Genomic DNA, 26,315 nt, shown 5'->3' with positions numbered 1-26,315 from the left:
TGCAGGTCAACCTGACAAAGTTGTAATCTGGCTGTCAGGTTACGGGCAGTGGCAGCAGTTTAGTGTTTTCCACAGGCTGAACTTTATCTTGTTGGAGTACGACTATGTTTTTGCGCAAACCCCTGGTGCTGGCTGCGTGCCTGCTGGTGCTGAGTTCGCCGGTGTGGGCATCGCCGGCGCACACCTACGACTTCGGGCAACCGGCCCCGGCTGCCAAGGCGACCCGCAGCGTTGAGGTGGTGATGGGCGACATGTCGTTCACCCCAAAGACCATCGATATCAAGGCCGGTGAGACAGTTCGCTTTGTGCTGGTGAATAAAGGCCAGTTGCTGCACGAATTCAACCTCGGTGACGCGGCGATGCATGCAAAACATCAGCAGGAAATGATGAAGATGCAGCAGAGCGGCATGCTTACACCTACAGGGATGAAGGAAATGGACCACGGCGCGATGGCGGGAATGGATCATGGTATGAAACACGATGACCCCAATAGCGTGCTGGTCGAGCCGGGTAAAACCGCCGAACTGACCTGGACCTTCACCAAGGCCACCAACCTGGAATTTGCCTGCAATATTCCAGGTCACTATCAGGCTGGCATGGTCGGTAAACTGACAGTCAGTCAGTAAGCACTCTAAGGCGCGAGCAAAGGCTGGTAGAATCCGCTGATTCTTCAGTCAGGTTTCCGCCATGCATCCCGCAGCCGAACACTCGCCGCTGGGTAAATCCAGCGAATACATCGCCACTTACACGCCGTCCTTGCTGTTTCCGATCCCGCGCACCGCGAAATGGGCCGAGTTGGGGCTGACGGCTGAAACCCTGCCGTATAAAGGCGTGGATTTCTGGAACTGCTTCGAGCTGTCGTGGCTGTTGCCGTCCGGTAAACCCGTGGTGGCGATCGGCGAATTCTGCATCCCGGCGGATTCGCCGAACATCATCGAATCCAAGTCGTTCAAGCTGTATCTGAACTCGTTGAATCAGACTCCGTTTGCCGATATCGCAAGCCTTGAAGCGACGCTGGTGAACGACCTGTCCGCTGCGGCAGGCAAGCCGGTCGGCGTGCGGGTTCGCCGCCTGAAAGACGTTGAAGCCGAAGGCGTCGTGGCGCTGCCGGGTGTGTGCATCGATGACCTGGACATCAGCGTCAGCAACTATGAGCATCCGCGTCCGGAGCTGCTGCGTTGTGATGATTCGCGCATCGTCGAGGAGAGCGTGCACAGTCATTTGCTCAAATCCAACTGCCCGGTGACCAGTCAGCCGGACTGGGGCAGCGTGGTGGTGGAATACCGTGGCGCGGCGCTGGATCACGCGAGTCTGCTGGAGTACATCGTGAGCTTCCGTCAGCACTCGGACTTCCATGAGCAATGTGTGGAACGGATCTTCCTCGACCTGCAACGCTTGCTGAAACCGGAGAAATTGACGGTGTACGCGCGGTATGTGCGTCGCGGCGGGTTGGACATCAACCCGTATCGCAGCACTGAAGACGTGCAACTGCCGAACCATCGCCTGGTCCGCCAGTAAAGTACCCCTGTGGGAGCGAGCCTGCTCGCGATTAGTCCAGCACATTCAACATTGATGTTGACTGACACTCAGCCATCGCGAGCAGGCTCGCTCCTACAGGGGGTTGCATTGCAAATCCGGACTATGAAAAAGCCCCGCTATCACTAGCGGGGCTTTTTTGTATCTGGCGGGTTCAGATCCCCATGCTGACCAGAGATTGCACAATGTTGCGCAAGGTGCCGGCAATGGCGGGGTGTTCAAGTTCAAAGCGTTCGACGGCCAGGTTTACGCCATCGGCGAGGCTGGAGTCCTGGGTTTTGGTTTCGAGTTCAAGCTCAAGTTCGATCTGTTGCATCAGCGCATGCAGGTCGGCGCGCTCTGCTTCGGTCAGCGGAGGATTCTGTTCCAATTGCTCGCGCAGGGCATTGAGCTGTTGTTGCAGTTCGCGGGCAGGCATGGCGTTCTTCCTTTTATCGATAGGCACTGGCATAGACCGTGGCAGCGCGCCAAAGGTCTATGGCTGACCTTTAGATTAATCCACTCGCGCGCAACCTGCATGATCTCGATCAGGGCTTTTCACCCTTGAGCCGACGCAGGCTTATGTCGGCCAGGCAGGTGTCGAGTTCGCCGAGGTGATCGATCACCGAATGCACGCCCAGGCCGAACAATTGCACGGTGGCCTTGCCGCGCAGGTGTTCGCGTTCCTTTTGGCTCAAGGCCTGCCATTCGCTGGGCGCCAGCCCGCAGAGCGAGCCGCAGGACGCCAGGCCAATCGTCCACAACCCGGCATTCAGGCCCGATTGCAGCAATCGCGGTTCGCCGCTGACCAGCACGCAACCATCCAGTTGCCCGACATTCAACGCCATCAAGGCTTGCCAGCATGCATTCGGCGCGGGCCACGGATTGATTGTTGCGGGGTGTTGCGACGGCTTGACCCAGTCGGGCAGGGCGGCGGCCAGCGAGAGGCTCAATGCGGGGGGAAGTTCGTCGAGCCAGGCACAGGGAATCTGCTGGCGCTGCAAACTGTGCAGGCTGTCCAGAGCGCCAGGTGTGACTTCGGCATGTTCGGCGCAATGGTCGCCGTGCTGGCGCGTGCGGGCGCCGAAGTCCACCAGGCAACCACTGAGGCCAAACAGGACGGCGGTCAGGCTGGGGGCGGCGAGGGGCAAGGTTTCGGCGTGCGGCATGTCAACATCCCTGAAATAGCGTCAAGGCTATGCGCCGCCGGTGACAGTTGAGTGACATGGATGTGAATCGCTCACAGTCATGGCGAATCATCCGTAGGCCATCACGCACGATGCTGCCTAAAGCGGCTTTTCCGTCTTATACTCACCAGCTTAATGTTCGGGCCAAGACGCCCGCGCCAGTACAAACCAAGGAGTTTTTCTATGCGCTGGAGCAATCATCTAGCTCAGTTTTGTGTGTGCGCCAGTGTGTTGCTGGCTCCGTTCGCTGCCCAGGCAGCCACGGAAGAGGACCCTTGGGAAAGCATCAACCGTCCGATCTACAAGTTCAACGATGTGCTCGACACCTATGCGCTGAAGCCTCTGGCGCAGGGCTATCAGTTCGTGACCCCGCAATTTCTCGAAGACGGCATCCACAACATGTTCCGCAACGTCGGTGATGTCACCAACCTTGCCAACAACATCTTGCAGGCCAAACCGGCAGCTGCCGGCGTCGACACCGCACGCCTGATCTTCAACACCACCTTCGGCCTGCTGGGCTTCTTCGATGTGGGCACCAAGATGGGCCTCAATCGCAGCGACGAAGACTTCGGTCAGACGTTGGGCTACTGGGGTGTAGGAAGCGGCCCGTACGTGATGCTGCCGTTGCTGGGCCCAAGCACTCTGCGTGATGCACCCGCCAAATTTGTCGACGGCTACACCGGCCCGTACCCGTACATCCACGACGTACCGGTGCGTAACTCGATCTTCGCCCTGAACGTCGTCGACACCCGCGCCAGTCTGCTGTCGGCCGAGAAGCTGATCAGCGGCGACAAGTACACCTTCATCCGCAATGCGTACTTGCAGAACCGCGAGTTCAAAGTCAAAGACGGTCAGGTCGAAGACGATTTTTGATCTAGACCGGTAAAAACGAAGAAGGCGGCCTGTTGGCCGCCTTTTTTGGTTTTGGATCCGGGTTATTTCATTTTCAAGATTGTAAGGCCGAGTTTCTGACTGGCGCCGTCCTGTTCTTTAACCCGGACCACCTCAGTGTCGGCTTCGAGCCCTTTGAGTGCCGCATGATCGGAGTCGATGCGCACGCTGAGCCGGTCGCCGACCTTGAACCGACGCGGTGCCTCAACCTGCATGCCACTGCTGGAAAGGTCGATGCAGACGGCTGCAACTTCGTCCCCTTCATGAATCAGCGCGACATCAGCATCGACTCGCATGCGGATGAAATCACGCTTTTCGCTGTAGTCCCGTTCGGTTTGGCTCATGGGCTTCATCCTTCCATTGGGTTACGGTTTTATCAGTTCTTATAACTCTCGGTGATTTGACAAGTAAAGACGTCAAGCGACCATCGGCGTGAGCTTGAAACGCCCCGCGGATGGGAGTACCGTCTGCGCCTTAGAAGGGCACCTCTGGTGTGCCTGTCAGTAGGGTCGATGCCCGAAAGCGGTGCAACAGAGAGGCTAGAAAGCGAATCCAGTAGTGTGTGCGGGGTCAATTGCCCAGCCTGCTACGCCAACCTAATTCTGGCGCCGTTTGCCCACATGCCAAAAACCAGTGCCACGCTGCTGATAATCGATGATGACGAAGTAGTGCGCGCGAGCCTCGCCGCCTATTTGGAAGACAGTGGTTTCAGCGTCTTGCAGGCCAGCAATGGCCAGCAGGGTCTTCAGGTATTCGAGCAAGACAAGCCCGGCTTGGTCATCTGCGATCTGCGCATGCCGCAGATGGGCGGACTCGAACTCATTCGCCAGGTCACCGAGCGGTCACCGCAAACCCCAGTGATTGTGGTTTCGGGTGCCGGCGTGATGAACGACGCAGTCGAGGCCTTGCGCCTGGGCGCGGCGGATTACCTGATCAAGCCTCTCGAAGATCTGGCCGTGCTCGAGCACTCTGTGCGCCGGGCCCTGGATCGCGCGCGTCTGCTGCTGGAAAACCAGCGCTACCGTGAGAAGCTGGAAAAGGCCAATCGCGAGCTCGAAGCCAGCCTGAACCTGCTCCAGGAAGACCAGAATGCCGGTCGCCAGGTGCAGATGAACATGCTGCCGGTTAGCCCCTGGACCATTGACGAATTCAAGTTTGCACACCAGATCATCCCGTCTTTGTATCTGTCGGGTGATTTCGTCGACTACTTTCGGGTCGACGAGCGTCGGGTAGCGTTCTACCTGGCGGACGTTTCCGGTCATGGCGCTTCTTCAGCCTTCGTTACGGTGCTGCTGAAATTCATGACCACGCGCTTGCTGTTCGAATCCAAGCGCAACGGCACATTGCCGGAATTCAAGCCTTCAGAGGTCCTTGGTCATATCAACCGGGGCCTGATCAGTTGTAAGCTGGGTAAACACGTCACAATGGTCGGTGGAGTCATCGACGAGGAGACAGGTTTGTTGACCTATAGCATCGGTGGTCATTTGCCGTTGCCTGTGTTGTACACGCCAGACAGTGTTCGATATCTGGAAGGGCGTGGTCTGCCGGTGGGCCTCTTCAATGAAGCCACCTATGAAGATCACGTGCTGGAGCTGCCGCCGACGTTCAGCCTGACGCTGATGTCCGATGGCATTCTGGACCTTTTGCCAGAACCTACACTCAAAGAAAAAGAAGCGGCTTTGCCCCAGCGGGTCAAAGCAGCGGGCGGCACCCTGGATGGGCTGCGGCAGGTTTTTGGATTGGCCACGCTAGGGGAGATGCCGGATGATATCGCCCTGTTGGTGTTGAGCAGGAATCTTTAATGAGTACCGGTAGAATCCAGTTCGCCGAGCAGGACGGCACCTTCGTCTTGAAGTTCGTCGGTGAAGTTCGCCTGACCCTGTGTTCGGCGTTGGATGCGACTATTGAGCGGATCTTCACGGCGTTGAACTTCAACGCGATCGTGATCGACCTGACCGAAACCCGCAGCATCGACAGCACCACCCTTGGCCTGTTGGCCAAACTGTCGATCCTGTCGCGGCAGAAAGTCGGCCTGCTGCCGACCGTCGTCACCACCCACGAAGACATCACCCGTCTGTTGCAGTCCATGGGCTTCGAGCAGGTGTTCAACATCGTTGACCGCCCGATCCCGTGCCCTGAGTGCCTGACCGACTTGCCTGACCAGGACCAGTCGGAAGAAGTGGTGCGGATCAAAGTGCTCGAAGCGCACAAGATCCTCATGGGGCTGAATGATTCGAATCGTGAAGCGTTTCATGATCTGGTGAATGCGTTGGAGCGTCACTGATCCTTTGAAAAGGTAGGAAGCCTGTACTGGCCTCATCGCCAGCAAGCCGGCTCCTACAAAATCATCATCTGTGTAGGAGCCAGCTTGCTGGCGATGGCGGCCTGAAATCCCCCAAATTCCCAGGCACAAAACCCGCACCAAACAAACGCACACAAAAAAGGGCGAACCCATCTAGGTTCGCCCTTTTTGCATTGCACTGAACTAGATCACAGCTTGGCCTGCAACAGCGCCTCAAGCTTCTCCTGGTCCCGGGCAAACTGACGAATCCCTTCCGCCAGTTTCTCGGTCGCCATCGCATCTTCGTTGGACAACCAACGGAACTGCGCTTCATTCAGGCTCAAGCGCGCTTCACCGGTATGACCCGGCGCCAATTTACGCTCCAGCTTGCCAGTGTCCGCCGCCAGTTTGTCGATCAAGTCCGGGCTGATGGTCAGACGGTCGCAACCGGCCAGTTGCTCGATCTGATTCAGGTTACGGAAGCTCGCGCCCATGACCACGGTCTTGTAGTCATTGGCCTTGTAGTAGTTGTAGATACGCGTCACCGACTGCACGCCCGGATCATCCGCGCCGGTGTAGTCGTTGCCGTTGGCCTTCTTGTACCAGTCATAGATACGGCCCACGAACGGCGAAATCAGGAACACACCCGCATCGGCACACGCCGCCGCCTGGGCGAACGAGAACAGCAATGTCAGGTTGGTCTGGATGCCTTCTTTTTCCAGGATTTCGGCAGCGCGGATGCCTTCCCAGGTGGAAGCGATCTTGATCAGCACGCGGTCGCGGCCGATGCCGGCCTTTTCATACAGCTCGATCAGACGGTGCGCACGCTTCAATACGGCGTCAGTGTCGAACGAGAGGCGCGCGTCCACTTCTGTGGAAATACGGCCAGGAATCACTTTCAGGATCTCTTGCCCTACCGCGACGCCAAAACGGTCGCTGGCCAGGCCCACATCGCCCTTGCAGTCGCTGACGCAAGCGTTCAACAACTCGGCATAGCCTGGAATGGCCGCGGCTTTGAGCAACAGGGAAGGGTTGGTGGTAGCGTCCACCGGTTTAACGCGAGCGATCGCTTCGAAGTCGCCGGTGTCGGCAACCACGGTGGTCATCTGTTTGAGTTGTTCCAGCTTGGAAGTCATGGGCGTGCTCTGTCCTATGGGTCTAATGACATTACCCGAGCGCTGACAGCCACTCAAGGGCACATGTACGTATCGAAGGCCCCGGCGGCAACATCTGGAAAACGGATGTTTGAAAGGCGGGGCGCGGTGTCCGTAAATACGATGCCAAATCCGGGCGCAGGTTCAACGCGGTTGACCGTTAACGCCCTTCAAGCAACTCCGCTGCCTGATCCAGCAACGCCAGAGGCTCCTTGGCCTTATGGATATCCACCGACAACAACTGCCGAAACTTGCGCGCCCCCGGAAACCCGCTGCCCAGCCCCAGCACATGCCGGGTGATGTGGTGCATCGAACCGCCTGCATCAATATGCGCCGCGATATAAGGCCGCAACTGCGCCAGCGCTTGCGCCCGAGTGATCACCGGTGCCGTGCTGCCGAACAGTTGCTGATCGACCTCAGCCATCACATAAGGATTGTGATACGCCTCACGACCGAGCATCACACCGTCAAAGGTCTGCAAATGCTCGTGACAGGCCTCCAGCGTCTTGATCCCGCCGTTGAGAATAATCTCCAGCTCCGGAAAATCCTTCTTCAACTGCGCCGCCACGTCATAACGCAGGGGCGGAATATCGCGGTTCTCCTTCGGCGACAACCCCTCCAGAATCGCGATCCGCGCATGCACCGTAAAACTCGTGCACCCGGCATCGCGCACCGTGCCGACGAAATCACACAGCTCTTCGTAACTGTCCCGCCCGTTAATCCCGATCCGGTGCTTCACCGTCACCGGAATCGACACCGCATCGCGCATCGCCTTCACACAATCGGCCACCAACTGCGGATGCCCCATCAACACCGCACCGATCATATTGTTCTGCACCCGATCACTCGGGCAGCCGACGTTCAGGTTCACCTCGTCGTAACCGTGCTCCTGCGCCATGCGGGCGCACGCGGCCAGGTCCAGCGGAACGCTGCCACCGAGTTGCAGGGCGAGAGGGTGCTCGGCTTCGTTGTGACGCAGAAAACGCTCGTGATCGCCATTGAGCAGCGCGCCGGTGGTGACCATTTCGGTGTAGAGCAGGGCGTTCTTGGAGAGCAGGCGCAGGAAAAACCGGCAATGCCTGTCAGTCCAGTCCATCATCGGCGCCACACTGAAGCGGCGGGAAGGCTCAGAGCGCGAAAGGCTAGTCGTTACGGGTGCTTCAGGTTTTTCGACGGTCATTGGTACTGATCTTTTATACGGCGGTTTTTACCCATTTTCCTTGTTGTTGAACGTCGATTGCCATGAAGTAGCAAGCGAATTCCGCAGGTAGCAACTGGAAATGGGCACGATCACATCACGCAAGCGCAAGGACAACTCGACGGCCTACACGGCGCAGATACGGATCAATAGGGACGGGCGCACAGTTTATCAGGAAAGCCAGACTTTCGACCGCAAGCAGGCTGGAGGCGTGACGCTCCGGGATTGAGGAAGACAGATCTGATACGCACCTGATAGCATCTGGCTATCAATTTCGATGTGCGTTTAGGAAGGGAGTCCATGCCAAAAAGAATTTTTGCCATAGCGCTAGGCGCTATGGGAGCTATCACTGGAATGCAGAGTGCTCTTGCCAGTGACAACCTGTTTAAAAGTTACGCCTATGACAGTCCTCTCGCGAATTACACCGAGGCCGCGGGCTTCTATGACTGCTCAGCAGATGTGGGAGCTACTGCAAGGTGTCTCGACGATGTGGGTTTTATCGATCATAAATTCACAGCGAGTCTAGTTTTCAGTGGTGACAAACTGGTTATTGTTTCGCTGTTTACGCCCTACGATCGCGATGTGTTCGCACGGTCAATTGGCGCTCTTTCCAAGACGTTTGGTCTGCTTGCACTGACTGATGGGAAATCGGTGTTGGACCTTGTTGATCTCGCAGGCAAAGTAAAAAACAAAGATGAATACGCCGCCAAGCTCTCAAATTACGAGAGTGTTGCTTTGGCCGCCAACGATTTGACCTACACCTTTTTTGAAGGAATTACCTCGGCCAGTGGTGCTTCTAGCGCTCATAGCGTGGTGGCATCAGCGCCTGACAACATTCGAGGGGCTGATTTGATTGTTTCTGGTGAGGGCGATGAGTCCATGATCATCATCAAATTTTCTTTCCCGAAACTCGATGAGCACAAAATGGCTCAGCAGGCCAAGAAGCCTGTCGAGGCTTTCTGACGTCGATCCTTGTTATGTAAAAAACCTCGCCAAAGCGAGGTTTTTTCATTTCTGGAGTTCACTACCACCGACAAGCCCTGTCTGTGACCGCGAGCGGGCGACTCAGGTTGGCCTGACTTTACGTACGATTCAGAACGACGGCATCAGGCCGCTTGAACTTGATGCGTCTGCTCCACGCGATGGCGGGACGTTCGAACAATAGATAGGCCATGGCCGAGAATGCGATGCACGTTGCAATGATCAGGACGGCGGCCAGTGCATCCGAGAAAAGGCCGGTTGGCATGAAAGCCCGGTAAACGCGCATGAAGAAACCGGTCACAGGAGAATGGAACAAGTACAGGCTGTAGGAAATCAGGGCAATTTTCTGCACGGGGTAGCTGGATATAAAACCCAGCGTGGTGGAGCGATTAACCAGGAAGCAGAACAGTAAGCCCGTCAACCCGGCAGCAATGGTGAATGAGTTTTTAGTTGCAAGACCGATAACAAGCGCCAATGCACAGTAACCAATGGCGATGTAATGGCTTTGTTTAGTGCCGCTCAGGGTTTGAGCGCACAGCACCCCGGCCATGAAGCTGAACCAGAACGCAATAAATCCGCCTTTCCAGCCTATCGCATGAATTATCCCGGCGGGCCACAGCAGCGCCAGCAATGCGCTGCCCCAAATCCAGAGGTTGCGACGCTTGGGTGTTACACCCTCTCCAGCACGATCGGCTAACCACAGCAGCACCGCAAAAAAGATGTAGAACTGCACCTCGATACACAGGGTCCAGAACACCGTGATGATGTTTCTGATGCCAAGGAAATCTTGGAGAAACAGCACGTGGGCGAGTATGGCCGTCACGCCGGGGATTTCGATTCCGGGTTGCCCAAGCATGTGTTTTACGGCGATCACGGCCACGCCCAGTGCAATGGCGGCGTAGTAGGGAGGGGCGAGGCGTACCAGGCGACGTGCCACAAAGTTTGTGGCGTTCACGTTATTCATTGGCACCCGGGATGTCGTGGTCGCCATGACAATGCCGCTTAGTACGAAAAATATAGGCACTCCCAAATGGCCTGCGTCAAAGACCATGTATTTCAACCAGCCTGGAATGGCTGCCAGCAGGGTTGGGATGTGATTTCCTTCGGATAAATGAAACAGAACCACCCAGAAGCATGCAAAACAGCGCAATGCGTCAACCAGGGCAAGACGATGTTTGTCATCAACGGTGATTCCACTCATTCAATGCTTCCTTTCTCTCGCGGCGGATGTTGTTTTTTGTGCGGGCACTGAACGCAGAGCTTAGCAGCTGCAGCAGCCTGTCGAACTTGCGAACACCACCGTCCACAGCCTTTTTGGAGGGCTCGGGAAATCGGAATACCTGAACAAATGCTGTCGCTGCGTGAAGTTTCACGATGCTGCCGGGTTCGCAGCCTAGGATGGACACTGAAGATTGCATCACCCCACCTCCGGCCACAGGGAACCTGAAAAATGATCTCGAACTTCTTCAAAGTCTTGCTGATCGGTGGTGCGCTGCTGTTGAGCGCCTGTTCGGGCGTCAGCACCCATAACGACTATTCAGAAGACCTCGAGCCGTCCGCCGGCTTCGGTCCTGGCCCGACCAATAGCCACAGTCAGCTGAACTTCCATGGCAGTGCATTGGGCAGCAGCTTCGGTGAATACGGTTCGGGACTGTTGCACGACGACTGACCGGCAACGGCGCGGTAATCCTGCCGTTGCCTGTTCGCCCAGCTGTTACCTGAAATAAGCCTATTTAGTCTCGGGTGTGGCGATCCACTGGCCTAAAACTTTCTGGTAGTTGCCCGTCACTTTGGCCAGGTGCAGCCATTGATCGACGTACAACTTCCACGTCATGTCGTCTCGCGGCAATAAATAAGCTTTCTCACCGTACTGCATGTACTGGCCTGGATTCACCGCGCACAAACCGGGTTTGAGTTTTTGCTGATACAACGCCTCCGACGCATCGGTGATCATCACGTCCGCCTTCTTGTCCAGCAGCTCCTGGAAGATGGTCACGTTGTCGTGAAGGCTCAATTGCGCCTTGGGCAGGAAGGCGTGAACGAACGCTTCGTTGGTGCCGCCGGCCGGTTCGACCAAGCGAACCGAAGGCTGGTTGATTTGCTCGACGGTCTGATACTTCGCCTGATCTTCGCAGCGCACCAACGGGATTTTGCCGTCGACGTCCAGCGTGGTGCTGAAGAAGGCTTTTTTCTGACGTTCCAGGGTGACCGAGATCCCGCCCATGCCGATGTCGCATTTGCCCGCCAGCATGTCGGGCATCAGGGTTTTCCAGGTGGTCGGTACCCACTCGACCTTGACGCCAAGGCTGTCGGCCAGCGAGCGGGCCATGGCGATGTCGATGCCCGAGTATTCGCCGTTCTCGGCTTTGAACGTGTAGGGCTTGTAATCGCCCGTGGTGCACACGCGTAGCTGGCCTTGCTGGATGACGCTGTCCAGGTGCGATTGTTCGGCCTGGGCGCCGAACGATAGTGCGAGCAGGCTACCGAGCATTACTGTGCATTTATTGGTTTTCATGTGTACCCGACTTCCGTGATGGATTGGGGCTGAGAGTACTTAATTTTTCCTGCCGATGGTTATAAGTACTTCGGATTCTGCTGCTCGATTGGCTATTGCGCAGCGGCCTCCATTTCCGGACTCAGCGTCCCCAACCAGGCCACCAGCCCCACAATCAACACCGCGAGCGCCAACTCAACAACCATGCTGCGTCGCAACGCGTTGGCGGCAACTTCGTATTTCCCCTCCCGTAACGACCGCTCCAGGAACGGCCCAAGGTGAAACCGGTTCAACGCGGCGAGCACCAGCATCCCGGCAAACAACCCCACTTTGATAAACAGCAAAATCCCGTAGGTACTTAGCAACAAGTCATCAAGCTTCGGCCCGACGATGAACAGGTAATTCACCACGCCTGTGACCGTGATGACGACCACGATCACCGCGCCCACCGATTCAAATCGAGCGACGGCCCGAGCCAGTAACCTGATGCGCTCTGCGGTTTTCAGCGCGTTGATTTTCGCCATCAGCACAAACGCTACCAGCGCACCCAGCCACGCGCCTGCCGCCAGCAGATGCAGAATATCCATCGCAAAATGCCAATAACGACGGCTGCCTTCGTCCATCGCCCCATGACCGCTCCAGGCCAGGCTGGCCAAGGCGATAGCGCCGGCAAAAGACGCAATCAGCAGGCTGAATCCCGGCGCACGGTCATTAAGCGTAACCGCCAAACCGGCGATAACCAGCACGGTGATGCGCGCTGCCCAGGCCAACCCGAAATCCGTCTCGAACACCATCATCTGGACATGCGGGCGCAGCTCGGTGAAGTCCGACTCTCCGCTCATCGCACTCACCATCGTCAGCATGCCCGCCACGGACAACAGCACGCCGAACGCGGCCGTCACCTGAAGGATCGGCCGAAACGGCAGCACCGCCCCGGACACCCGCTCCCGGCCCGCAAGGCTGTAGAGCCCGAACAAACCCAGCCCAAACAGCACCATCAAATCCACATACAACCCAAACCGCAGTGCAATGCTGACCCAGTCGCTCATCAATCACTTCACTTTGAACGTAACGTTGCCGGTGATCGGGTGAGTGTCCGAAGACACCGCGCGCCATTCGACTTTGTAGCTGCCGGCGGGCAACGGCGAGAGCGGGGTGATGAGCATGGTTTTCGGGTCGCTGCCGCCGGTGACTTTGGCTTTCATCGGCATCGGGGAATGCGCCATGCCTGGCATTTCGGTCATGACCAGTTTCGCGCCGGAAAACTGGGTCATGAGGCTTTCGGAAAAGTGCAGTTCGATCGTGCTCGGTGCCGCGCCATCCGCACCTTCGGCCGGGGTGGAGGAGAGCAGTTTCGGGTGCGCCTGAGCCAGTGTGCTCATGAGCAAGCCGATGACAACAGCGGTGGTTTTCATTGTGCGCATGCAAGGCCTCTTTACCGCTCGAAGCGGTTTTTTTTGATGGTGATGTGAGTGCGATCAGAACCACAGTCGAACGCCGAGAACGACGCGTGTTTCACTGCGATCCTCGCCATCGTCTTTGGCGAAATCGGCGGTTTTGCCGTAGGTGCGGTTCCAGGTCACGCCGATGTAGGGGGCGATTTCCCGACGAATTTCATAGCGCAACCGCAGCCCGGCTTCGGTGTTGGAGAGCCCGGAACCAATGCCCCGCTGCGGATCGTTTTTGCCGTAAATGTTCAGCTCGGCGGTCGGCTGCAAAATGAGCCGGTTGGTCAGCAGGATGTCGTAGTCACCTTCCAGCCGCGCCGCGCTCTGGCCGCCTTCGCCGATGAACGCCGTGGCTTCGGCTTCGAAGTTGTACAGCGCCATGCCTTGCACGCCGAACGCGGCCCAGGTTTGCGGGGCGCCGGGTTTGAAGTCCTGGCGCACGCCGCTCACCACATCCCACCACGGCGAGATTGCGTGGCCCCATAACGCCTGGACTTCAGCGTCTTCGGTTTTGCCGTTGCTGCGCTCACCTTCGGATCGCAGCCACAGGCGATCAATGTCACCGCCGATCCAGCCCGATAAATCCCAGGCCAGCGCGCTGCCATCGTCGGCGTCCTGCCATTCGAGTTTGTCGGCGAGGAAGTAGTGATTGAGTGCAGAGTCATGCACGTTATGGCCGCCGGGGCTGACGAACACGGCGGCGCGGTCGGCATCGGTCAGCGGCGGGATCGGCGTGCGGCTTTCAGTTGGAGCGGCGGGCTGCATCTGGCCGTCGTCCATGCTTTGCATCTGGCTATGGTCCATGCCCTGCATCTGGCCATGGTCCATGCCCGGCATCTGGCTGTGATCCATGTTCTGCATGTCGCCGGTGGCGGCGCTCGCCGAAGAAAGCGTCAGGCCCGTTGTGCAAACGGCGAGAAAAATCGATGTAAGTCTGGTCATGGGTAGCGCCTCATTCTTCCACGCGAACTTCACGGAACATGCCCATTTCCATGTGGTACAGGAGGTGGCAGTGATAGGCCCAGCGGCCGAGTGCGTCGGCGGTCACCCGGTAACTGCGTCGAGAGCCGGGGGGCATGTCGATGGTGTGTTTGCGCACCATGAACTCGCCGTTTTCGTCTTCGAGGTCGCTCCACATGCCGTGCAGGTGGATGGGGTGGGTCATCATCGTGTCGTTGACCAGCACGATGCGCACGCGCTCGCCGTACTTGAGGCGCAGCGGTTCGGCATCGGAGAATTTCACGCCGTTGAACGACCACGCGAATTTCTCCATGTGGCCGGTGAGGTGCAGTTCGAGGGTGCGGCCCGGGTCGCGGCCGTCCGGGTCTTCGAAGGTGCTGCGCAGGTCGGAATAGGTCAGGACGCGGCGGCCGTTGTTGCGCAAGCCAAGGCCGGGATCGTCGAGTTTCGGCGAAGTGCTCATGGCTTGCATGTCCACCAGCGGGTTGTCGTTTTCCGTCGCGGGATGCGCTTGCATGCCACCCATCGCGCTGTGGTCCATGCCGGCCATGCTGCCGTGATCCATCCCGCCCATGCCCATGTCGTCCATGCTCACCAACGGTCGTGGATCGAGTGCAGGCACAGGTGCGGACAAACCCGCCTTCATCGCCAGCGTGCCGCGTGCATAACCGGTGCGATCCATCGACTGGGCGAACACGGTATAAGCGTCCTGCGTCGGCTCGACAATCACATCAAAGGTCTCGGCCACCGCAATGCGGAATTCATCGACGCTCACCGGTTTGACATGCAGCCCGTCCGCCGCGACCACCGTCATTTTCAGGCCGGGAATGCGCACGTCGAAGTAGGTCATGGCCGAACCGTTGATAAACCGCAGTCGCAGTTTTTCACCTGGCCGGAACACGCCCGTCCAGTTCGAGTCCGGCGCCTGGCCGTTCATTAAATAGGTGTAAGTGGCGCCGCTGACGTCGGCGAGGTCTGTGGGATTCATCTTCATTTCGGCCCACATCTTTCGATCGGCGACCGTGGCGGCCCAACCGTTTTTGCTGACGTCGTCGATGAAATCGCCCACGGTGCGCTTGTTGTAGTTGTAGTAATCGGATTGCTTTTTCAGGGTGTTCATCAGGCTGGCCGCATCTTCGTCGGTCCAGTCGGTCAGCATCACCACGTGATCGCGGTCGTACTCAAAGGGCTCCGGCTCCTTGGCGTCGATCACCAGCGGGCCGTAAACGCCGGACTGCTCCTGAAGGCCCGAGTGGCTGTGATACCAGTAAGTGCCGTTCTGCCGGACCTGAAATTGATAGACGTACACGCCGCCCGGTTCGATGCCGTGAAAACTCAGCCCCGGCACGCCGTCCATGTTGGCCGGCAGCAAAATGCCGTGCCAGTGAATGGAGGTGGTTTCCTTGAGCCGGTTCTTCACCCGCAGCGTGACCGTGTCGCCTTCACGCCAGCGCAGCAGCGGGCCGGGAATGCCGCCGTTGATGGTCATCGCGGTGCGCGGATTGCCGGTGATGTTGACCGGGGTTTCGCCGATGAACAGCTCGAAATCGCTGCCCGTGAGCATCTGCGGTTCGCCAGCGCGGGTGAGCGCCCACACAGGCGTGCGCCATAACCCGAGGCCGCCGAGCAATCCGCCCGCGGCCAGCCCCTTTACGAAGGTGCGTCTTGAAGTGTTGGAGTGCATGCCGTTTTTATTCCCGGTCCGTCAGTTGGGAGACAACTTGACGACGAGGCTAACGGGCGATGCCTTTCAGCAGACTGAGGCGGGGATTACAGTTTTGACAGTTTCAACGTGGTGTTCAACGGTTGGTGGAAGGCTTGGCAGTCGACGCCACCGTCCTGCTACCGCAATTGATATACGAAGACTTTTTCAGCCAGCGCTGATCCGGGTAGTACGAAAACAACAGTTGCCCGTCTTTCATCGAGTCAATCAGCTTGTGCGCAATCGCCGGCCGTACCGCCGGGCAACCGAGGCTGCGGCCAATCCGCCCGTTTGCCCGTGCAAGCACCGGGCTGACATAAGGCGCGCCATGAATGACGATCGCCCGGTCGAAGGCGTTGTCGTTGAAGCCCGGTTCGAGTCCTTCCATGCGCAACGAATAACCGTTCTGCCCGACGTAACTTGACTGCGTGCGATACAAGCCCAGGCTGGTGGCGAAGCTTTCGTTTTGATTGGAAAACTTGACCGCCATGTTCTCGCCGCTGTTGCGACCGTGGGCAACCAATTCGTGAAACAGTAATTTGCGCTGTTTAAGGTCAAACACCCAAAGGCGTTGTTCGGTGGAGGGCAGGGAGTAATCGATGACGGCAAGTCTTTGGACAGGTGCGGCACCTTGGGCCAAGCTGCATTGAGAGGCACGGACGGCCAGTGCAATCACCTTGGCGTTAGCGTTTGGAGCGGCTTTGACCAAAGCGGCTTCAAGTGAGTCGGCGTAGGCTGCCGTGACTGACGTTGAACTCAGCAGCAGGGCCGTAATTAGGAAGCCGAAGCGGTCTAGCGCCATATGCGTGTCTCATCATGATTGTTTCGAGTCTAGCAGCGAGAGCGCGGCTAGCCGGTGAATGCGGGAGATTAAGGATTATCCATGGGGCAGTTAACAAGGTTATTCGTCATAAGCCGTGTATTTTTTATGGGCTTTCTGATCAGCGGTGCAGCGATTGCGCAAACTTCGCCGATCGAGCAGTCATCTCCACCTATCAACGCCAGTGAGGCTGCAGCGGATGACATCGTCGGTCAGACGATTCAAAGCATGCTGGCGCCGTTGGCTTCGGCGTTTCCGCCGCTGCTCACATCCCCCAGGCATCAACGGGTAGACGTCAACCGTGTGGTCATGGATTTCTATATGCATCGCAGCTATCGCGCAGCGTGGACACAAGACAGTGATGTCGCCCAGTTGCTGAAAAGCCTGGGCAACACGCAAGCGGATGGTCTGGAGCCGGCAGATTTTCATATTGATGAATTGGCCAAGGCACGAGCGTCGATGCAAACCCCGGCGCAGCGGGCGAGTTTCGATGTCGTCGCTACCCGGACGTTCATCGCCGCGCTCCTGCAATTGCGGCGCGGCAAAGTCGACCCTTCGCGCCTGGACATTCATTGGAATTTCGACCCGGTCGGCGTCGATCCGCGTGAAGACGTGAACACCTTCTTCGCCGCCCTCGACAGCCATGACGTCGCCCGGGCATTCGCTCAAGCGCCACCGCAAGAAGCGGTTTATGGCAGCTTGCGCATGGGTTTGGCACAACTGCGCAAGGTCCGGGATGCGGGTGGCTGGCCGAAGGTTGCCGAAGACAAGTCGCTCAAGCCGGGTATGGACGAACCTGCGGTCGCGCAGCTGCGAGCCCGTTTGGCGGCCGGTGGTTATCTGGCCCCGCAGTTGAAACCACGTAGCGACTACGACGCTGTCGTCACCGCGGCGGTCAAAAAGTATCAAGCCGAACAATACCTGGGCGCAGACGGTGTCGCCGGGGCGGCGACGCTCGCGGCGTTGAATGTGTCGGTTGATGCGCGGATCGACCAGGTTCGGGTGAACATGGAGCGTGCGCGTTGGTTGCTGTACAAACTTCAGGGCACTTTTGTCATCGTTGACATAGCTGGTTACAAAGTTGCGCTCTACCGCGACGGCAAGCCGATCTGGCGTTCTCGTGTGCAAGTCGGCAAACCGTTTCGCAGTACGCCGGTGTTCCAGTCAGAGATTACTTACGTCACGTTCAACCCTACCTGGACCGTGCCCCCGACCATTCTGGTCAAGGACATGCTGCCCAAGATTCAGAAAAATCCCGGCTACCTTGCCGCCAACCGAATCAAGCCCATTGACCGTGAAGGGAACTTGCTCGACCCATCGACGGTCGATTGGTCCAACCCGCGCGGCGTTACGCTGCGACAGGATGCCGGGCCGGACAACTCGCTGGGCCAGGTCGTGATCCGGTTTCCCAATGAATACGCGATTTATCTGCACGACACGCCGCATCGCGAGTTGTTTGCTCAATCTCGCCGCGCCACCAGTTCAGGCTGCATCCGGGTCGAGAACCCGCTGCAGTTGGTGGAGCTGTTGTTCAACGATCCGGTGCATTGGAACAGCGCCGGGATCCAGGCGCAGTTGGCCAACGGCAAGACCGAAAACATCCGGCTTCCCGTCAAGGTGCCAGTGCTGTTGGCTTACTGGACGGTGGACCTGAGTAATGATGGTCGCGTGATGTTCAAGCCCGATGTCTACGGGTACGACTCTGCGGTTCTGCGGGGATTGAATCTGCGTTCGGAACTGCCTGCTCCGCAATGGCAGCAGGCAGGACCGCCTGCGCTGGCGGCCGGGCAAAAAAGCACTGGCGAGTAGCAGGGCGCCACAGTTGTTGAGGGCGGTTCCTGTTCATTCGGCGAAGCCAGTCCGCAGCGGCTGCAGCGACGCGGTTTGCGCCATGGTTGAAAACTACCACAATGAAAAAGACCCAAAGGAACAGGGACAGTGAAGATGGATGTTGTGCCAGAAAACACGGTACCCATTGCAGGTTTGCCTCATGTGCATGACCTCGATGAGTGCCGCAACATTCAAAAAGGACCGGTGTTCATCATTGCCTCGGGAGCAACCGCCAAGGATTTTCCGCTGGAGAACTACGCAGACATTCCGATGATCACCATGAACGGGGCCATCTCGAAGTTCATCGGTACCGATATCAAGCCGTTCTTTTATGCCTGCACCGACATTGCCTTTTACCGGGAGCAGCCCGAATTGCTGGCGGCGGGGATGCACCTCAGTGAACGGGTTGCCGTGTGGGAAGAGCACATCCGGCGTTCGGCCGTGATGCCCGAAGGGGACCTGTACCTGCTGACCAAGGCGCCCAAGCTTTCCTGGAGTGACCTGGTCTTCAGGGGTGATAAGGAACTCATCAGAAGTCGCAGGCTTGGAAACGGTCGCAACAGAACCCTGGGTTTCAGCAAGAACCTCAAGCGCGGCTTTTTTGATGCGCGCACGGTGGCCTATCTGGCGCTGCAAATTGCCTACCACGCAGGTTTTAACAAGGTGTTTCTGGTGGGGGTCGACTTGAATCAATCAGTGCGGCGTTTCTATGAAGAAGATGATGCCGACGCGTCACCGTGCATGCTCGATCAGCATTTTTTTACGAGAATTCTGCCCTCATTCAAAATCCTGTCGAAGTACGTCGTGAATGATGATTTTCAAGTTTACAACTTGTCCGGCTCTTCAAGGATTCCTGGCGAACTTATTCCCCGGGTGACGTTGGATGAAGTCGACAGGATGCTCTAAGGATTACCTGTGCTTCATGAATGTGGGTGCTCTTGAGGCACCCGTTTTTTTGCGCGAGCTTCAACCGGTGTCGCCTAAGCTTTGAGGTATCGGAAATTCCTCCGGTGCTTGCAAGGAAGGTGTGGCATGACTTCATTAAAGTTCGGCGCGTCCATCCTGTTGGTCTGCCTGGCAGGCTGCGTAACCAGCAGCCATTACGAACCACCACCGGTGCCTGCGTCGGCGGTGACGCTGGATGATCAGCAAATCACCAGCACATTGGTGGGCAAGAAGTTCTATGGCACCACCAGGGAAGGTAGTCACCCTTACTCGATGAGTTTCGCCTCGAACGGAGTAGAGATTTTCGAAATGGCGCCGAACAAACCGGAGAAGGAAAAATGGACGTTGAAAGATGGAGTTGTGTGTATTGAACCGAAAGATTACCCAACCGAATGCGGCCAGTTGAAGACGGCCAATAACGAGTACTGGTTTGTCGATCCGAAGAGCGGCAGAGTTAATGCCCACTTGAAACTTACGCCTTGAGGCCGGGTTTCGCGCACGAATGGGCGTTTATTGCGCGCCCATTTTTCAGGCTCATGCCTTGCCCAGCTCTTCCTGCAAAAACGCCACCAAGGCTCGCTGCAATCCAGTCAACGCGCCTTCCCGGCTGATCAGCGCCAACTCGGTCGGCGGCAGTTCGGGCAGATCGTTGCATACGCGATGCTCAGGCAACACCGCCGAAGCGGGCAGCACCGACACGCCCAACCCGGAGGCCACCGCCGCCTGAATGCCCGTCAGGCTGTGACTGCCAAACGCAACGCGCCAGGGCCGCTGCGCCACATCCAGCAGACGGATCGCCCGTTGCCGATAAATGCAGCCCTGTGGGAACAGGGCCAAGGGCAATACCCCGTTGGCCGAGTCGACCCCCGCACCCTTGACCCACACCAGCGTTTCCGGCCACGCCGCCCAGCAGGGGCCGCTGTCCGGTTCGCGTTTGACCAGGGCAATATCGAGGGTGCCCGCCGCGAGTTTTTGCTTGAGATCGGTGCTCATGCCGCTGACGGTTTCCAGGCGCGCTTCGGGCCTGGCCCGGTTGAAGCCGGCAAGGATCACGGCCATGCGTCGGGCATCGAAATCTTCCGGTACGCCGATGCGCAGGATCTCCAGGTCGAGGTCGCTGGCCAAGGCTTCCACCGCCTCCGAGGACAGGGCCAGCAAGCGCCGTGCGTAGTGAATCAGCATCTCGCCATGCTCGGTCACGCTGATGTTCTGCCCGGTTCGGTCACGCAACAGCAGCGCATGCCCGACCAGTTCTTCGAGTTTGCGCACCTGTTGGCTTACGGTGGATTGGGTCCGGTGCACGCGTTCGGCGGCGCGGGTGAAGCTGCCTTCGTCCGCCACGCAAACGAAGGTCTTGAGCAATTCGAGATCGAGCATGGCGGCCTCTTGATATTCGATTTATCACTGACATGTCGTTATTAATTTAATTTCACACTATCACTGATCGCTCTTAACCTGAAGATCACCCTTCAGAGGAAACGAACATGACACTCACAATCACCCCGCGCCCCAAGTGGCTGACCTTCGATTGCTACGGCACGTTGATTCAGTGGGATGAGGGCTTGAAAGCCGTGGTGGCGGACATCTTGCGCGACAAGGGGGATCACAGCGTTGATGTCGATCGTCTGATCGAGGTGTACGACCGGCATGAACACCGGCTGGAACAGTTGCCGCCGCATCGCTCGTTCCGCGAGTTGAGCACTAGCGGGTTGCATCTCGCCCTGGAAGAACTGGCGTTGGCGAGTGCCCCCGAAGACAGTCTGCGACTGGCCGCGGCGATCCCGCGGATGCCGCCGTTTCCGGAAGTGATCGAGACGCTCGCCGGGCTCAAGGCGATGGGCTTCAAGCTGTGCATTGTGTCCAACACTGATGACGACATCATCGCCGGCAACGTTGTGCAACTGGGCGGGCACATCGATCGGGTGATCACGGCGCAGCAGGCCGGTGCTTACAAGCCGAATCCGCGACTGTTCGACTACGCTCACGAGCAACTGGGCGTGACACGTGATCAAGTGGTGCACATCTGCGCCAGCCCGACGCTGGACCACACCGCCGCGCGGGACATGCACTTTCGCTGCGTGTGGGTCGATCGCGGCACCGGTCGGCAATTGCTGCCGGACTACCAGCCCGATGCGACAGTAAACACGCTGGATCAAGTCGTGCCCTTGTTCAAATCCCTTGGCTGGTAAACCCGGAGTCATTGCCATGGCACACACCCTTGCAGGTGGTTCCCGTCCCACCCGTTACACCGAGCTGAATCTGGACTCGCAGGCGGCCATCACCGCGCGCGCGGAACTGGCAGCGTGCTTCCAGCTCGCGGCGCTGCACGGTCTGGAGGAGGGGATCTGCAACCACTTTTCCGCGATGGTGCCGGGCCGGGATGATCTGTTTTTTGTGAACCCCTACGGTTATGCCTTCGAAGAAGTCAGCGCTGAAAATCTTCTGGTTTGCGACTTTCACGGCAATGTCGTGGCCGGCGAAGGGCAGCCTGAAGCGACCGCGTTTTACATTCACGCCCGCCTGCACCAACAGCTGCCAAGGCTGAAAGTGGCGTTCCATACGCACATGCCTCACGCCACGGCGTTATGTTTGCTGCAAGGCCCACCGCTGTTGTGGCTGGGGCAGACGGCATTGAAATTTTACGGCCGCACGGCGGTGGACGAGGACTACAACGGCCTGGCCCTCGATGAATCCGAAGGCGACCGGATCGCCAGTGTCATGGGCAATGCCGACATTCTGTTTCTGAAAAACCACGGTGTGATTGTCGCCGGACCGACCATTGCCGAGGCGTGGGACGATCTGTATTACCTCGAACGTGCCGCCCAGGTGCAACTGATGGCGATGGCGACCCAGCGCGATCTCAAGCCTGTGCCCGAGCCGATTGCCCGACGCGCCTACGAACAAATGCGCCTGGGGGATGCCGAAAGCGCACGGGCGCATTTGCACAGTGCGATGCGCAGACTGTCCAAAGGACGATTGCCCCTCACTACGACGTAGACTAAGCTCGCAAAATATAAGGGTTTTGGGCCTTCGCCCATGCCTTACCCTTGCAGGATGAGCTTTGCCTAATCTCCAAAACGACCCGCACATCGCCACTGGCGTTGCTTTGAAACGGTTACCGCTGCGCAAGGCAGCGATGCTGTTCATTGCTGTGGTGTGCCTGTGCCTGTGCGGTTTGCTTTACCTGCAACTGGAGCAATCGCGCCGGCACGATCTGGCCGTGGCCGAAGTGGCGTCATCGAACCTGACGCGAGCCATGGCGCAGCAGGCCGAAGACACCTTCATGAAAGCCGACCTGGTGTTGACCAGTCTGGTTGACTGGATTCAGGCCGACGGCTACGGTCCGCCGCAGCGCCCACGTCTTCAGAAAACGTTCGCCCAGCGGGTGCAGGCGCTGAATCAATTGCACGGGATCTTGCTGTTTGACCAGAAGGGTCAGTGGATCGTGACCTCTTTTGCGGATCTGCCTCGTGGTCGGGGCGTGGCGGACCGCGAATACTTTATGTATCACCAGCAGAACGTATCGTCCGTGGCGCACATCGGACCGGCCATTCGCAGTCGTGAGAATGGCGAGTGGATCATTCCCGTCTCCAAGCGCATCAACGATAAAAACGGCCATTTCCAGGGCGTGTTGCTGGCCGGCATCAAGATGTCCTACTTCGACCAGTTCTTCAAAAGCTTCAGCCTTGATGACAATGGCTCGATGTTTTTGGGGCTGACCGACGGGACGTTGCTGGCGCGCCGGCCGTTTGTCGAAGCGCAGATTGGCTCGTCGTTGGCCAATGGCGAGATCTTTCAGACGTTGCTGCCCAACGCGCCCTCCGGCAATGCAACGTTCCGTTCGGTGGTCGACGGCACCGTGCGGTTGTATGGCTACCGACAGCTCGACGCCTATCCGCTGGTGGTATCGGCGGCATCGTCCAGGGATTCGATTCTCAAGGGTTGGTACGACACCGCGTTTCGATCCAGCGTCATCGTTGCCCTTGTCGTGCTGGGCATTGGCTTGTTCGGCTGGGTGTTCGTGCGCCAGGTTCGCCTCGGCGAGCAGGTCGAGGCGGATCTGCGCAAGGCCAAGGAGGCGCTGAAGCTCATCGCGACCCATGACAGCCTGACCGGCCTGGCCAATCGCCGACTGTTCGAGCAGGCGCTGGACATCGAGTTCGGCCGTGGCATCCGTCAGTCGAGCTCATTGAGCCTGATCATGCTCGATATCGATTACTTCAAGCGCTACAACGACGCTTATGGCCACGTGGCGGGGGACCATTGCCTGGCACAAGTGGCACGGGCGGTGAAGAGTTGCTGCCATCGAAAAGCCGATCTGGCGGTGCGGTACGGTGGTGAGGAGTTCGCAGTGTTGCTGCCGGATACCGATATTCACGGTGCGATGGTCATTGCCGAGCATATCCGTCGCGCCGTCATGGCCAAAAACATCAGCCACAGCGGTTCGCCCAACGGTTTCGTCACGGTCAGCCTTGGCTGCTATTCGTTTGTGCCCACGCGGCTGGACAGCACCGAAGTGTTCATCGGGCGTGCGGACGCCGCCTTGTATCAGGCCAAGCATTCAGGGCGAAACCGTTCGGCGGTGCTGTCCATCGACGGCGGGATCGAGGAGTTGATGCGCTCGGATCGTTGAGACGACTCAGGCGCGAGCGGTCTGTGCGGATTAGCGAAGGCTGTAGTCGGCAAGTTTTTGTTCGAGCCGCTGACGCACCGTCGGCCATTCATCATCGATGATGCTGAACCGCACCGAGTTGCGCTTGCGTCCGTCCGGCATGATCCGTTCGTGACGCACGATACCTTCCTGTTGCGCGCCGAGCCTGAGGATTGCGTTGCGCGACTTCTGATTGTTCTCGTCGGTGGTGAACTGCACCCGCACGCAGTCCAGCACGTCGAAGGCGTACCGCAGCATCAGGTATTTGGCTTCGGTGTTGACGAAGGTTTTTTGCCAGCGGGCCGAGATCCAGCTGCTGCCGATTTCGAGCTTGCGATTGAGCTGGTCGATTTTCCAGAAGCGCGTCGAACCGATGACCTCCCCGGTGTCCTTGAGCACGATGACGTAGGGCAGAACAGTACCTGCATCCCGTCCGTCGAGGGCTTTTTTCAGGTAGCTGTGCACCGTGGTCGGGGAGGGCACGACGGTGACAGTCAGGTTCCACAGTTCGCCATCTTCGGCGGCGTGTACCAGCGCATCGGCATCGGCGTATTGCAGTGGGCGCAGGCAGATTCTGTTGCCTTCCAGCGGTGTTTCCATGGCGTCGGTTTTCTCGGCAGATCAGGCAGGCGTCGGGCGCCTATTACGCCGTAGTTCCGACGGCTGACGCAACTGGCAGGGCTAATCGTCGTGTGGCGATTGGCGAAATCAATTGTCGGTCGTACCGTTTTATCCCTTATACATGGCGGCCATCGGCGCAGAGACCTGCGGCCACTGCATAAGGACCGAGCAATGAGCGAGCCACGCCTGAGCAATCTTGCGTTGTACCTGCAACGCCTGGGCTTCGATGCGCCACCGGCGCCGACCCTGGACACCCTGCGTCAACTGCAACTGCGTCACACCGGCGCATTCCCGTTTGAAAACCTCACCACGCTGTCAGGCGAGCCTGTGCTCATCGATCTGCCGTCCATCGAGCAAAAAGTCCTGCACGATGGTCGTGGAGGTTACTGCTACGAACTCAACAATCTGTTTCTGGCGCTGCTTCAGGCGCTGGGCTTCAATGCCCGTGGAATCTCCGGCCGAGTGGTCATGGGCCAACCCGAGGGTGCGTGGACGGCGAGGACACACCGCTTGAGCCTGGTCATCCTGGATGACGTGCGCTACATCACCGATGTCGGCTTCGGTGGCATGGTGCCTACGGCACCGCTGCTGCTCGATACCCCGGCCGAACAGCGCACGCCCCACGAACCCTATCGCATCGAGCAACATGCTGATGGCTACACCTTGCGCGCCAACGTTGCGGGTGAGTGGCGGGCGATGTACATCTTCGACCTGCAACGGCAGGAAGACATCGATTTCGCCGTAGGCAACTGGTACGTCTCGACCCATCCTGAATCGTCTTTTGCCAGGCAACTGATGGTGGCGCGAACGGGAGAAGGCTGGCGGCGCACGCTCAACAACGGCAGTTTTGCGATTCACCGGATGGGCGGCGAGAGCGAACGCCTGCAGGTGACGGATGTCGATGAGCTGGTCGGGTTGCTGGGGCGCGAGTTCGGGATTCGGGTGCCGGAGCACGCAACGCTCAAACAAGTGCTTGCGCGGTTGATCGTGGCGGCGTAGCTCAAGGCTTCATCACGCGATGAATTTCACTGAGCACCTCCGATAGTTTTTTTTCCAGGCTTTTTAGCTCAGCGGCCGTTATCCCTTCTTTGAAATGTCCGGCATTTACAACAGCGGTGTTCGGGATGGTCGCTGCGCTCTTGCTTCCATCGTCGAGCAAGGCCTTGCGCAAGGTGTTGTTGATCACCGTCTGATAACCGAAACCTTCGCTCTCGGCGGCGAGACGCGCCGCGTCTAACACGACATCGTCGAGCATGATGGTGATGCGGGTTTTGCCTTTGCTCGAGGCAACCGCTCCGCGTTTGGCGTTACTGAAATCGTATTCGTCTTTCATGGCTCAAGCCTCCAGATATCGGCGCCGCTCATTTTTGGTAGCGACGCGCGCGGAAATGATTCGAACGAAATTCGGCTCGCGCCAGGTGTACGCAACGACCAACAATCGACCTTTGGCATCCAGCCCCATGATGATCCACCGCTGTTCATCGTGATGGTTGTCCTCCAGCGAGAGGGCTCTCTCGTCATAAAACACGGCCTCGGTCTCCGCGAGGCTGATCCCTTGGTGCTTTAATTTGTTAGCTGCGTTCTTTGCCTTGTGAAACTGAATTTCGAATGACTTCATTATGCATACTTTATATGTA

The 26,315-nt window shown here is 58.1% G+C and carries 30 protein-coding genes and 1 pseudogene; 15 read left to right on the top strand and 16 right to left on the bottom strand.

From position 1 onward, the window contains the following. The first annotated feature begins 104 nt into the window (after positions 1-104). Positions 105-626: a plastocyanin/azurin family copper-binding protein gene (locus tag IB246_RS16410; RefSeq protein ID WP_008037698.1), complete on the top strand. Its 522-nt coding sequence runs from the start codon at positions 105-107 to the stop codon at positions 624-626. 61 nt (positions 627-687) lie between these two features. Continuing rightward, positions 688-1,518, top strand: coding sequence for an NADPH-dependent 7-cyano-7-deazaguanine reductase QueF (gene queF / locus IB246_RS16405; protein ID WP_008028439.1), 831 nt, complete (start codon positions 688-690; stop codon positions 1,516-1,518). 172 nt (positions 1,519-1,690) lie between these two features. Here the strand turns inward: queF and IB246_RS16400 are convergent, their stop codons facing one another. Together IB246_RS16400 and IB246_RS16395 are read right to left on the bottom strand one after the other, a co-directional pair. After that, the gene (locus IB246_RS16400) at positions 1,691-1,954 is read right to left on the bottom strand and encodes a DUF4404 family protein (protein WP_008028435.1); all 264 of its coding nucleotides are present in this window, start codon (positions 1,952-1,954) and stop codon (positions 1,691-1,693) included. A 109-nt stretch (positions 1,955-2,063) separates the two neighbouring features. Beyond that, entirely contained in the window at positions 2,064-2,684 is a 621-nt protein-coding gene (locus IB246_RS16395; protein WP_008037697.1) for a hypothetical protein, read from the bottom strand. Positions 2,685-2,885: 201 nt separating this feature from the next. On the opposite strand from IB246_RS16395, the gene IB246_RS16390 reads away from it, so the two are divergent. Then, positions 2,886-3,575 carry a VacJ family lipoprotein gene (locus IB246_RS16390; protein WP_008037696.1) on the top strand — a complete coding sequence of 230 codons (690 nt, stop codon included), beginning with the start codon at positions 2,886-2,888 and terminating at the stop codon, positions 3,573-3,575. A gap of 62 nt (positions 3,576-3,637) precedes the next feature. Here IB246_RS16390 and IB246_RS16385 read toward each other — a convergent pair whose 3' ends face one another. After that, positions 3,638-3,937, bottom strand: a complete 300-nt coding sequence (locus IB246_RS16385) for a PilZ domain-containing protein (protein ID WP_008037695.1) — start codon at positions 3,935-3,937, stop codon at positions 3,638-3,640. A 276-nt stretch (positions 3,938-4,213) separates the two neighbouring features. Here IB246_RS16385 and rssB point away from each other — a divergent pair, with 276 nt between their 5' ends. Beyond that, positions 4,214-5,395, top strand: coding sequence for a two-component system response regulator RssB (gene rssB, locus IB246_RS16380; RefSeq protein WP_032832382.1), 1,182 nt, complete (start codon positions 4,214-4,216; stop codon positions 5,393-5,395). Then, complete coding sequence (gene rssC / locus IB246_RS16375; RefSeq protein WP_007935262.1) at positions 5,395-5,877, top strand: anti-sigma factor antagonist RssC; 483 nt, start codon at positions 5,395-5,397, stop codon at positions 5,875-5,877. The genes rssB and rssC overlap by 1 nt, the downstream gene beginning before the upstream one ends. Before the next feature lie 206 nt (positions 5,878-6,083). Here the strand turns inward: rssC and tal are convergent, their stop codons facing one another. Together tal and dusA are read right to left on the bottom strand one after the other, a co-directional pair. Further along, complete coding sequence (gene tal, locus IB246_RS16370) at positions 6,084-7,010, bottom strand: transaldolase (RefSeq protein ID WP_008028427.1); 927 nt, start codon at positions 7,008-7,010, stop codon at positions 6,084-6,086. A 178-nt stretch (positions 7,011-7,188) separates the two neighbouring features. Continuing rightward, entirely contained in the window at positions 7,189-8,208 is a 1,020-nt protein-coding gene (gene dusA / locus IB246_RS16365) for a tRNA dihydrouridine(20/20a) synthase DusA (protein ID WP_008037685.1), read from the bottom strand. Positions 8,209-8,308: 100 nt separating this feature from the next. Between dusA and IB246_RS16360 the strand changes: the two are divergent. Further along, positions 8,309-8,428: pseudogene (locus IB246_RS16360) on the top strand (site-specific integrase); the annotation flags it as partial. Positions 8,429-8,526: 98 nt separating this feature from the next. Further along, positions 8,527-9,189, top strand: coding sequence for a hypothetical protein (locus IB246_RS16355; RefSeq protein WP_008037682.1), 663 nt, complete (start codon positions 8,527-8,529; stop codon positions 9,187-9,189). 118 nt (positions 9,190-9,307) lie between these two features. Here IB246_RS16355 and IB246_RS16350 read toward each other — a convergent pair whose 3' ends face one another. Further along, positions 9,308-10,408, bottom strand: a complete 1,101-nt coding sequence (locus tag IB246_RS16350; RefSeq protein WP_008037681.1) for an acyltransferase family protein — start codon at positions 10,406-10,408, stop codon at positions 9,308-9,310. A 249-nt stretch (positions 10,409-10,657) separates the two neighbouring features. On the opposite strand from IB246_RS16350, the gene IB246_RS16345 reads away from it, so the two are divergent. Further along, on the top strand, positions 10,658-10,876 hold the full coding sequence (locus tag IB246_RS16345; protein ID WP_008037677.1) for a hypothetical protein: 219 nt from the start codon (positions 10,658-10,660) through the stop codon (positions 10,874-10,876). A gap of 60 nt (positions 10,877-10,936) precedes the next feature. Here IB246_RS16345 and IB246_RS16340 read toward each other — a convergent pair whose 3' ends face one another. The 6 genes from IB246_RS16340 to IB246_RS16315 all read right to left on the bottom strand — a co-directional run bounded on the left by IB246_RS16340 (position 10,937) and on the right by IB246_RS16315 (position 16,613). After that, a complete protein-coding gene (locus tag IB246_RS16340; RefSeq protein ID WP_008037675.1) occupies positions 10,937-11,722 on the bottom strand; it encodes a transporter substrate-binding domain-containing protein in 786 nt (261 codons plus the stop codon). A 92-nt stretch (positions 11,723-11,814) separates the two neighbouring features. Beyond that, a complete protein-coding gene (gene copD, locus IB246_RS16335) occupies positions 11,815-12,750 on the bottom strand; it encodes a copper homeostasis membrane protein CopD (RefSeq protein WP_008037674.1) in 936 nt (311 codons plus the stop codon). Between the two features lie 3 nt (positions 12,751-12,753). Further along, positions 12,754-13,125 carry a copper homeostasis periplasmic binding protein CopC gene (gene copC, locus IB246_RS16330; RefSeq protein WP_008037673.1) on the bottom strand — a complete coding sequence of 124 codons (372 nt, stop codon included), beginning with the start codon at positions 13,123-13,125 and terminating at the stop codon, positions 12,754-12,756. A 54-nt stretch (positions 13,126-13,179) separates the two neighbouring features. Next, positions 13,180-14,091 (bottom strand): copper resistance protein B, encoded by a 912-nt coding sequence (locus tag IB246_RS16325; RefSeq protein ID WP_008037672.1) that lies wholly within the window; start codon positions 14,089-14,091, stop codon positions 13,180-13,182. 10 nt (positions 14,092-14,101) lie between these two features. After that, the gene (locus tag IB246_RS16320; protein WP_008037671.1) at positions 14,102-15,793 is read right to left on the bottom strand and encodes a copper resistance system multicopper oxidase; all 1,692 of its coding nucleotides are present in this window, start codon (positions 15,791-15,793) and stop codon (positions 14,102-14,104) included. A 115-nt stretch (positions 15,794-15,908) separates the two neighbouring features. After that, positions 15,909-16,613, bottom strand: coding sequence for a murein L,D-transpeptidase catalytic domain family protein (locus IB246_RS16315; RefSeq protein WP_008037670.1), 705 nt, complete (start codon positions 16,611-16,613; stop codon positions 15,909-15,911). An 81-nt stretch (positions 16,614-16,694) separates the two neighbouring features. On the opposite strand from IB246_RS16315, the gene IB246_RS16310 reads away from it, so the two are divergent. From IB246_RS16310 to IB246_RS16300, 3 genes are all read left to right on the top strand, one after another. Continuing rightward, positions 16,695-18,440: a L,D-transpeptidase family protein gene (locus tag IB246_RS16310; protein ID WP_008037669.1), complete on the top strand. Its 1,746-nt coding sequence runs from the start codon at positions 16,695-16,697 to the stop codon at positions 18,438-18,440. A gap of 135 nt (positions 18,441-18,575) precedes the next feature. Further along, the gene (locus IB246_RS16305; protein WP_008037668.1) at positions 18,576-19,367 is read left to right on the top strand and encodes a hypothetical protein; all 792 of its coding nucleotides are present in this window, start codon (positions 18,576-18,578) and stop codon (positions 19,365-19,367) included. 126 nt (positions 19,368-19,493) lie between these two features. Further along, on the top strand, positions 19,494-19,889 hold the full coding sequence (locus IB246_RS16300) for a hypothetical protein (RefSeq protein WP_008037667.1): 396 nt from the start codon (positions 19,494-19,496) through the stop codon (positions 19,887-19,889). 51 nt (positions 19,890-19,940) lie between these two features. Here IB246_RS16300 and IB246_RS16295 read toward each other — a convergent pair whose 3' ends face one another. Then, a complete protein-coding gene (locus IB246_RS16295; RefSeq protein ID WP_008037666.1) occupies positions 19,941-20,783 on the bottom strand; it encodes a LysR substrate-binding domain-containing protein in 843 nt (280 codons plus the stop codon). Positions 20,784-20,890: 107 nt separating this feature from the next. Here IB246_RS16295 and IB246_RS16290 point away from each other — a divergent pair, with 107 nt between their 5' ends. The 3 genes from IB246_RS16290 to IB246_RS16280 all read left to right on the top strand — a co-directional run bounded on the left by IB246_RS16290 (position 20,891) and on the right by IB246_RS16280 (position 24,039). After that, on the top strand, positions 20,891-21,595 hold the full coding sequence (locus tag IB246_RS16290) for a haloacid dehalogenase type II (RefSeq protein ID WP_008037665.1): 705 nt from the start codon (positions 20,891-20,893) through the stop codon (positions 21,593-21,595). A 16-nt stretch (positions 21,596-21,611) separates the two neighbouring features. Continuing rightward, on the top strand, positions 21,612-22,403 hold the full coding sequence (locus IB246_RS16285; RefSeq protein WP_008037664.1) for an aldolase: 792 nt from the start codon (positions 21,612-21,614) through the stop codon (positions 22,401-22,403). Between the two features lie 64 nt (positions 22,404-22,467). After that, positions 22,468-24,039, top strand: a complete 1,572-nt coding sequence (locus IB246_RS16280; protein ID WP_008037663.1) for a GGDEF domain-containing protein — start codon at positions 22,468-22,470, stop codon at positions 24,037-24,039. A 30-nt stretch (positions 24,040-24,069) separates the two neighbouring features. Here IB246_RS16280 and IB246_RS16275 read toward each other — a convergent pair whose 3' ends face one another. Then, positions 24,070-24,657 (bottom strand): GNAT family N-acetyltransferase, encoded by a 588-nt coding sequence (locus IB246_RS16275; protein ID WP_008037662.1) that lies wholly within the window; start codon positions 24,655-24,657, stop codon positions 24,070-24,072. Positions 24,658-24,849: 192 nt separating this feature from the next. Between IB246_RS16275 and IB246_RS16270 the strand changes: the two genes are divergently transcribed. Next, a complete protein-coding gene (locus IB246_RS16270) occupies positions 24,850-25,677 on the top strand; it encodes an arylamine N-acetyltransferase family protein (RefSeq protein ID WP_008037661.1) in 828 nt (275 codons plus the stop codon). A 1-nt stretch (position 25,678) separates the two neighbouring features. Here the strand turns inward: IB246_RS16270 and IB246_RS16265 are convergent, their stop codons facing one another. Both IB246_RS16265 and IB246_RS16260 read right to left on the bottom strand, forming a co-directional pair. After that, positions 25,679-26,011, bottom strand: coding sequence for a BrnA antitoxin family protein (locus IB246_RS16265; RefSeq protein ID WP_008037660.1), 333 nt, complete (start codon positions 26,009-26,011; stop codon positions 25,679-25,681). A gap of 3 nt (positions 26,012-26,014) precedes the next feature. Next, a complete protein-coding gene (locus IB246_RS16260) occupies positions 26,015-26,296 on the bottom strand; it encodes a BrnT family toxin (protein WP_008037659.1) in 282 nt (93 codons plus the stop codon). Between the last annotated feature and the right edge of the window lie 19 nt (positions 26,297-26,315).

The sequence above is a fragment of the Pseudomonas sp. PDM01 genome (assembly GCF_014852325.1).
Taxonomy (GTDB): Bacteria; Pseudomonadota; Gammaproteobacteria; order Pseudomonadales; family Pseudomonadaceae; genus Aquipseudomonas; species Aquipseudomonas migulae.
Note: the sequence above shows the minus strand (reverse complement) of the source record. Positions and strands in the feature narration are given on the sequence as shown.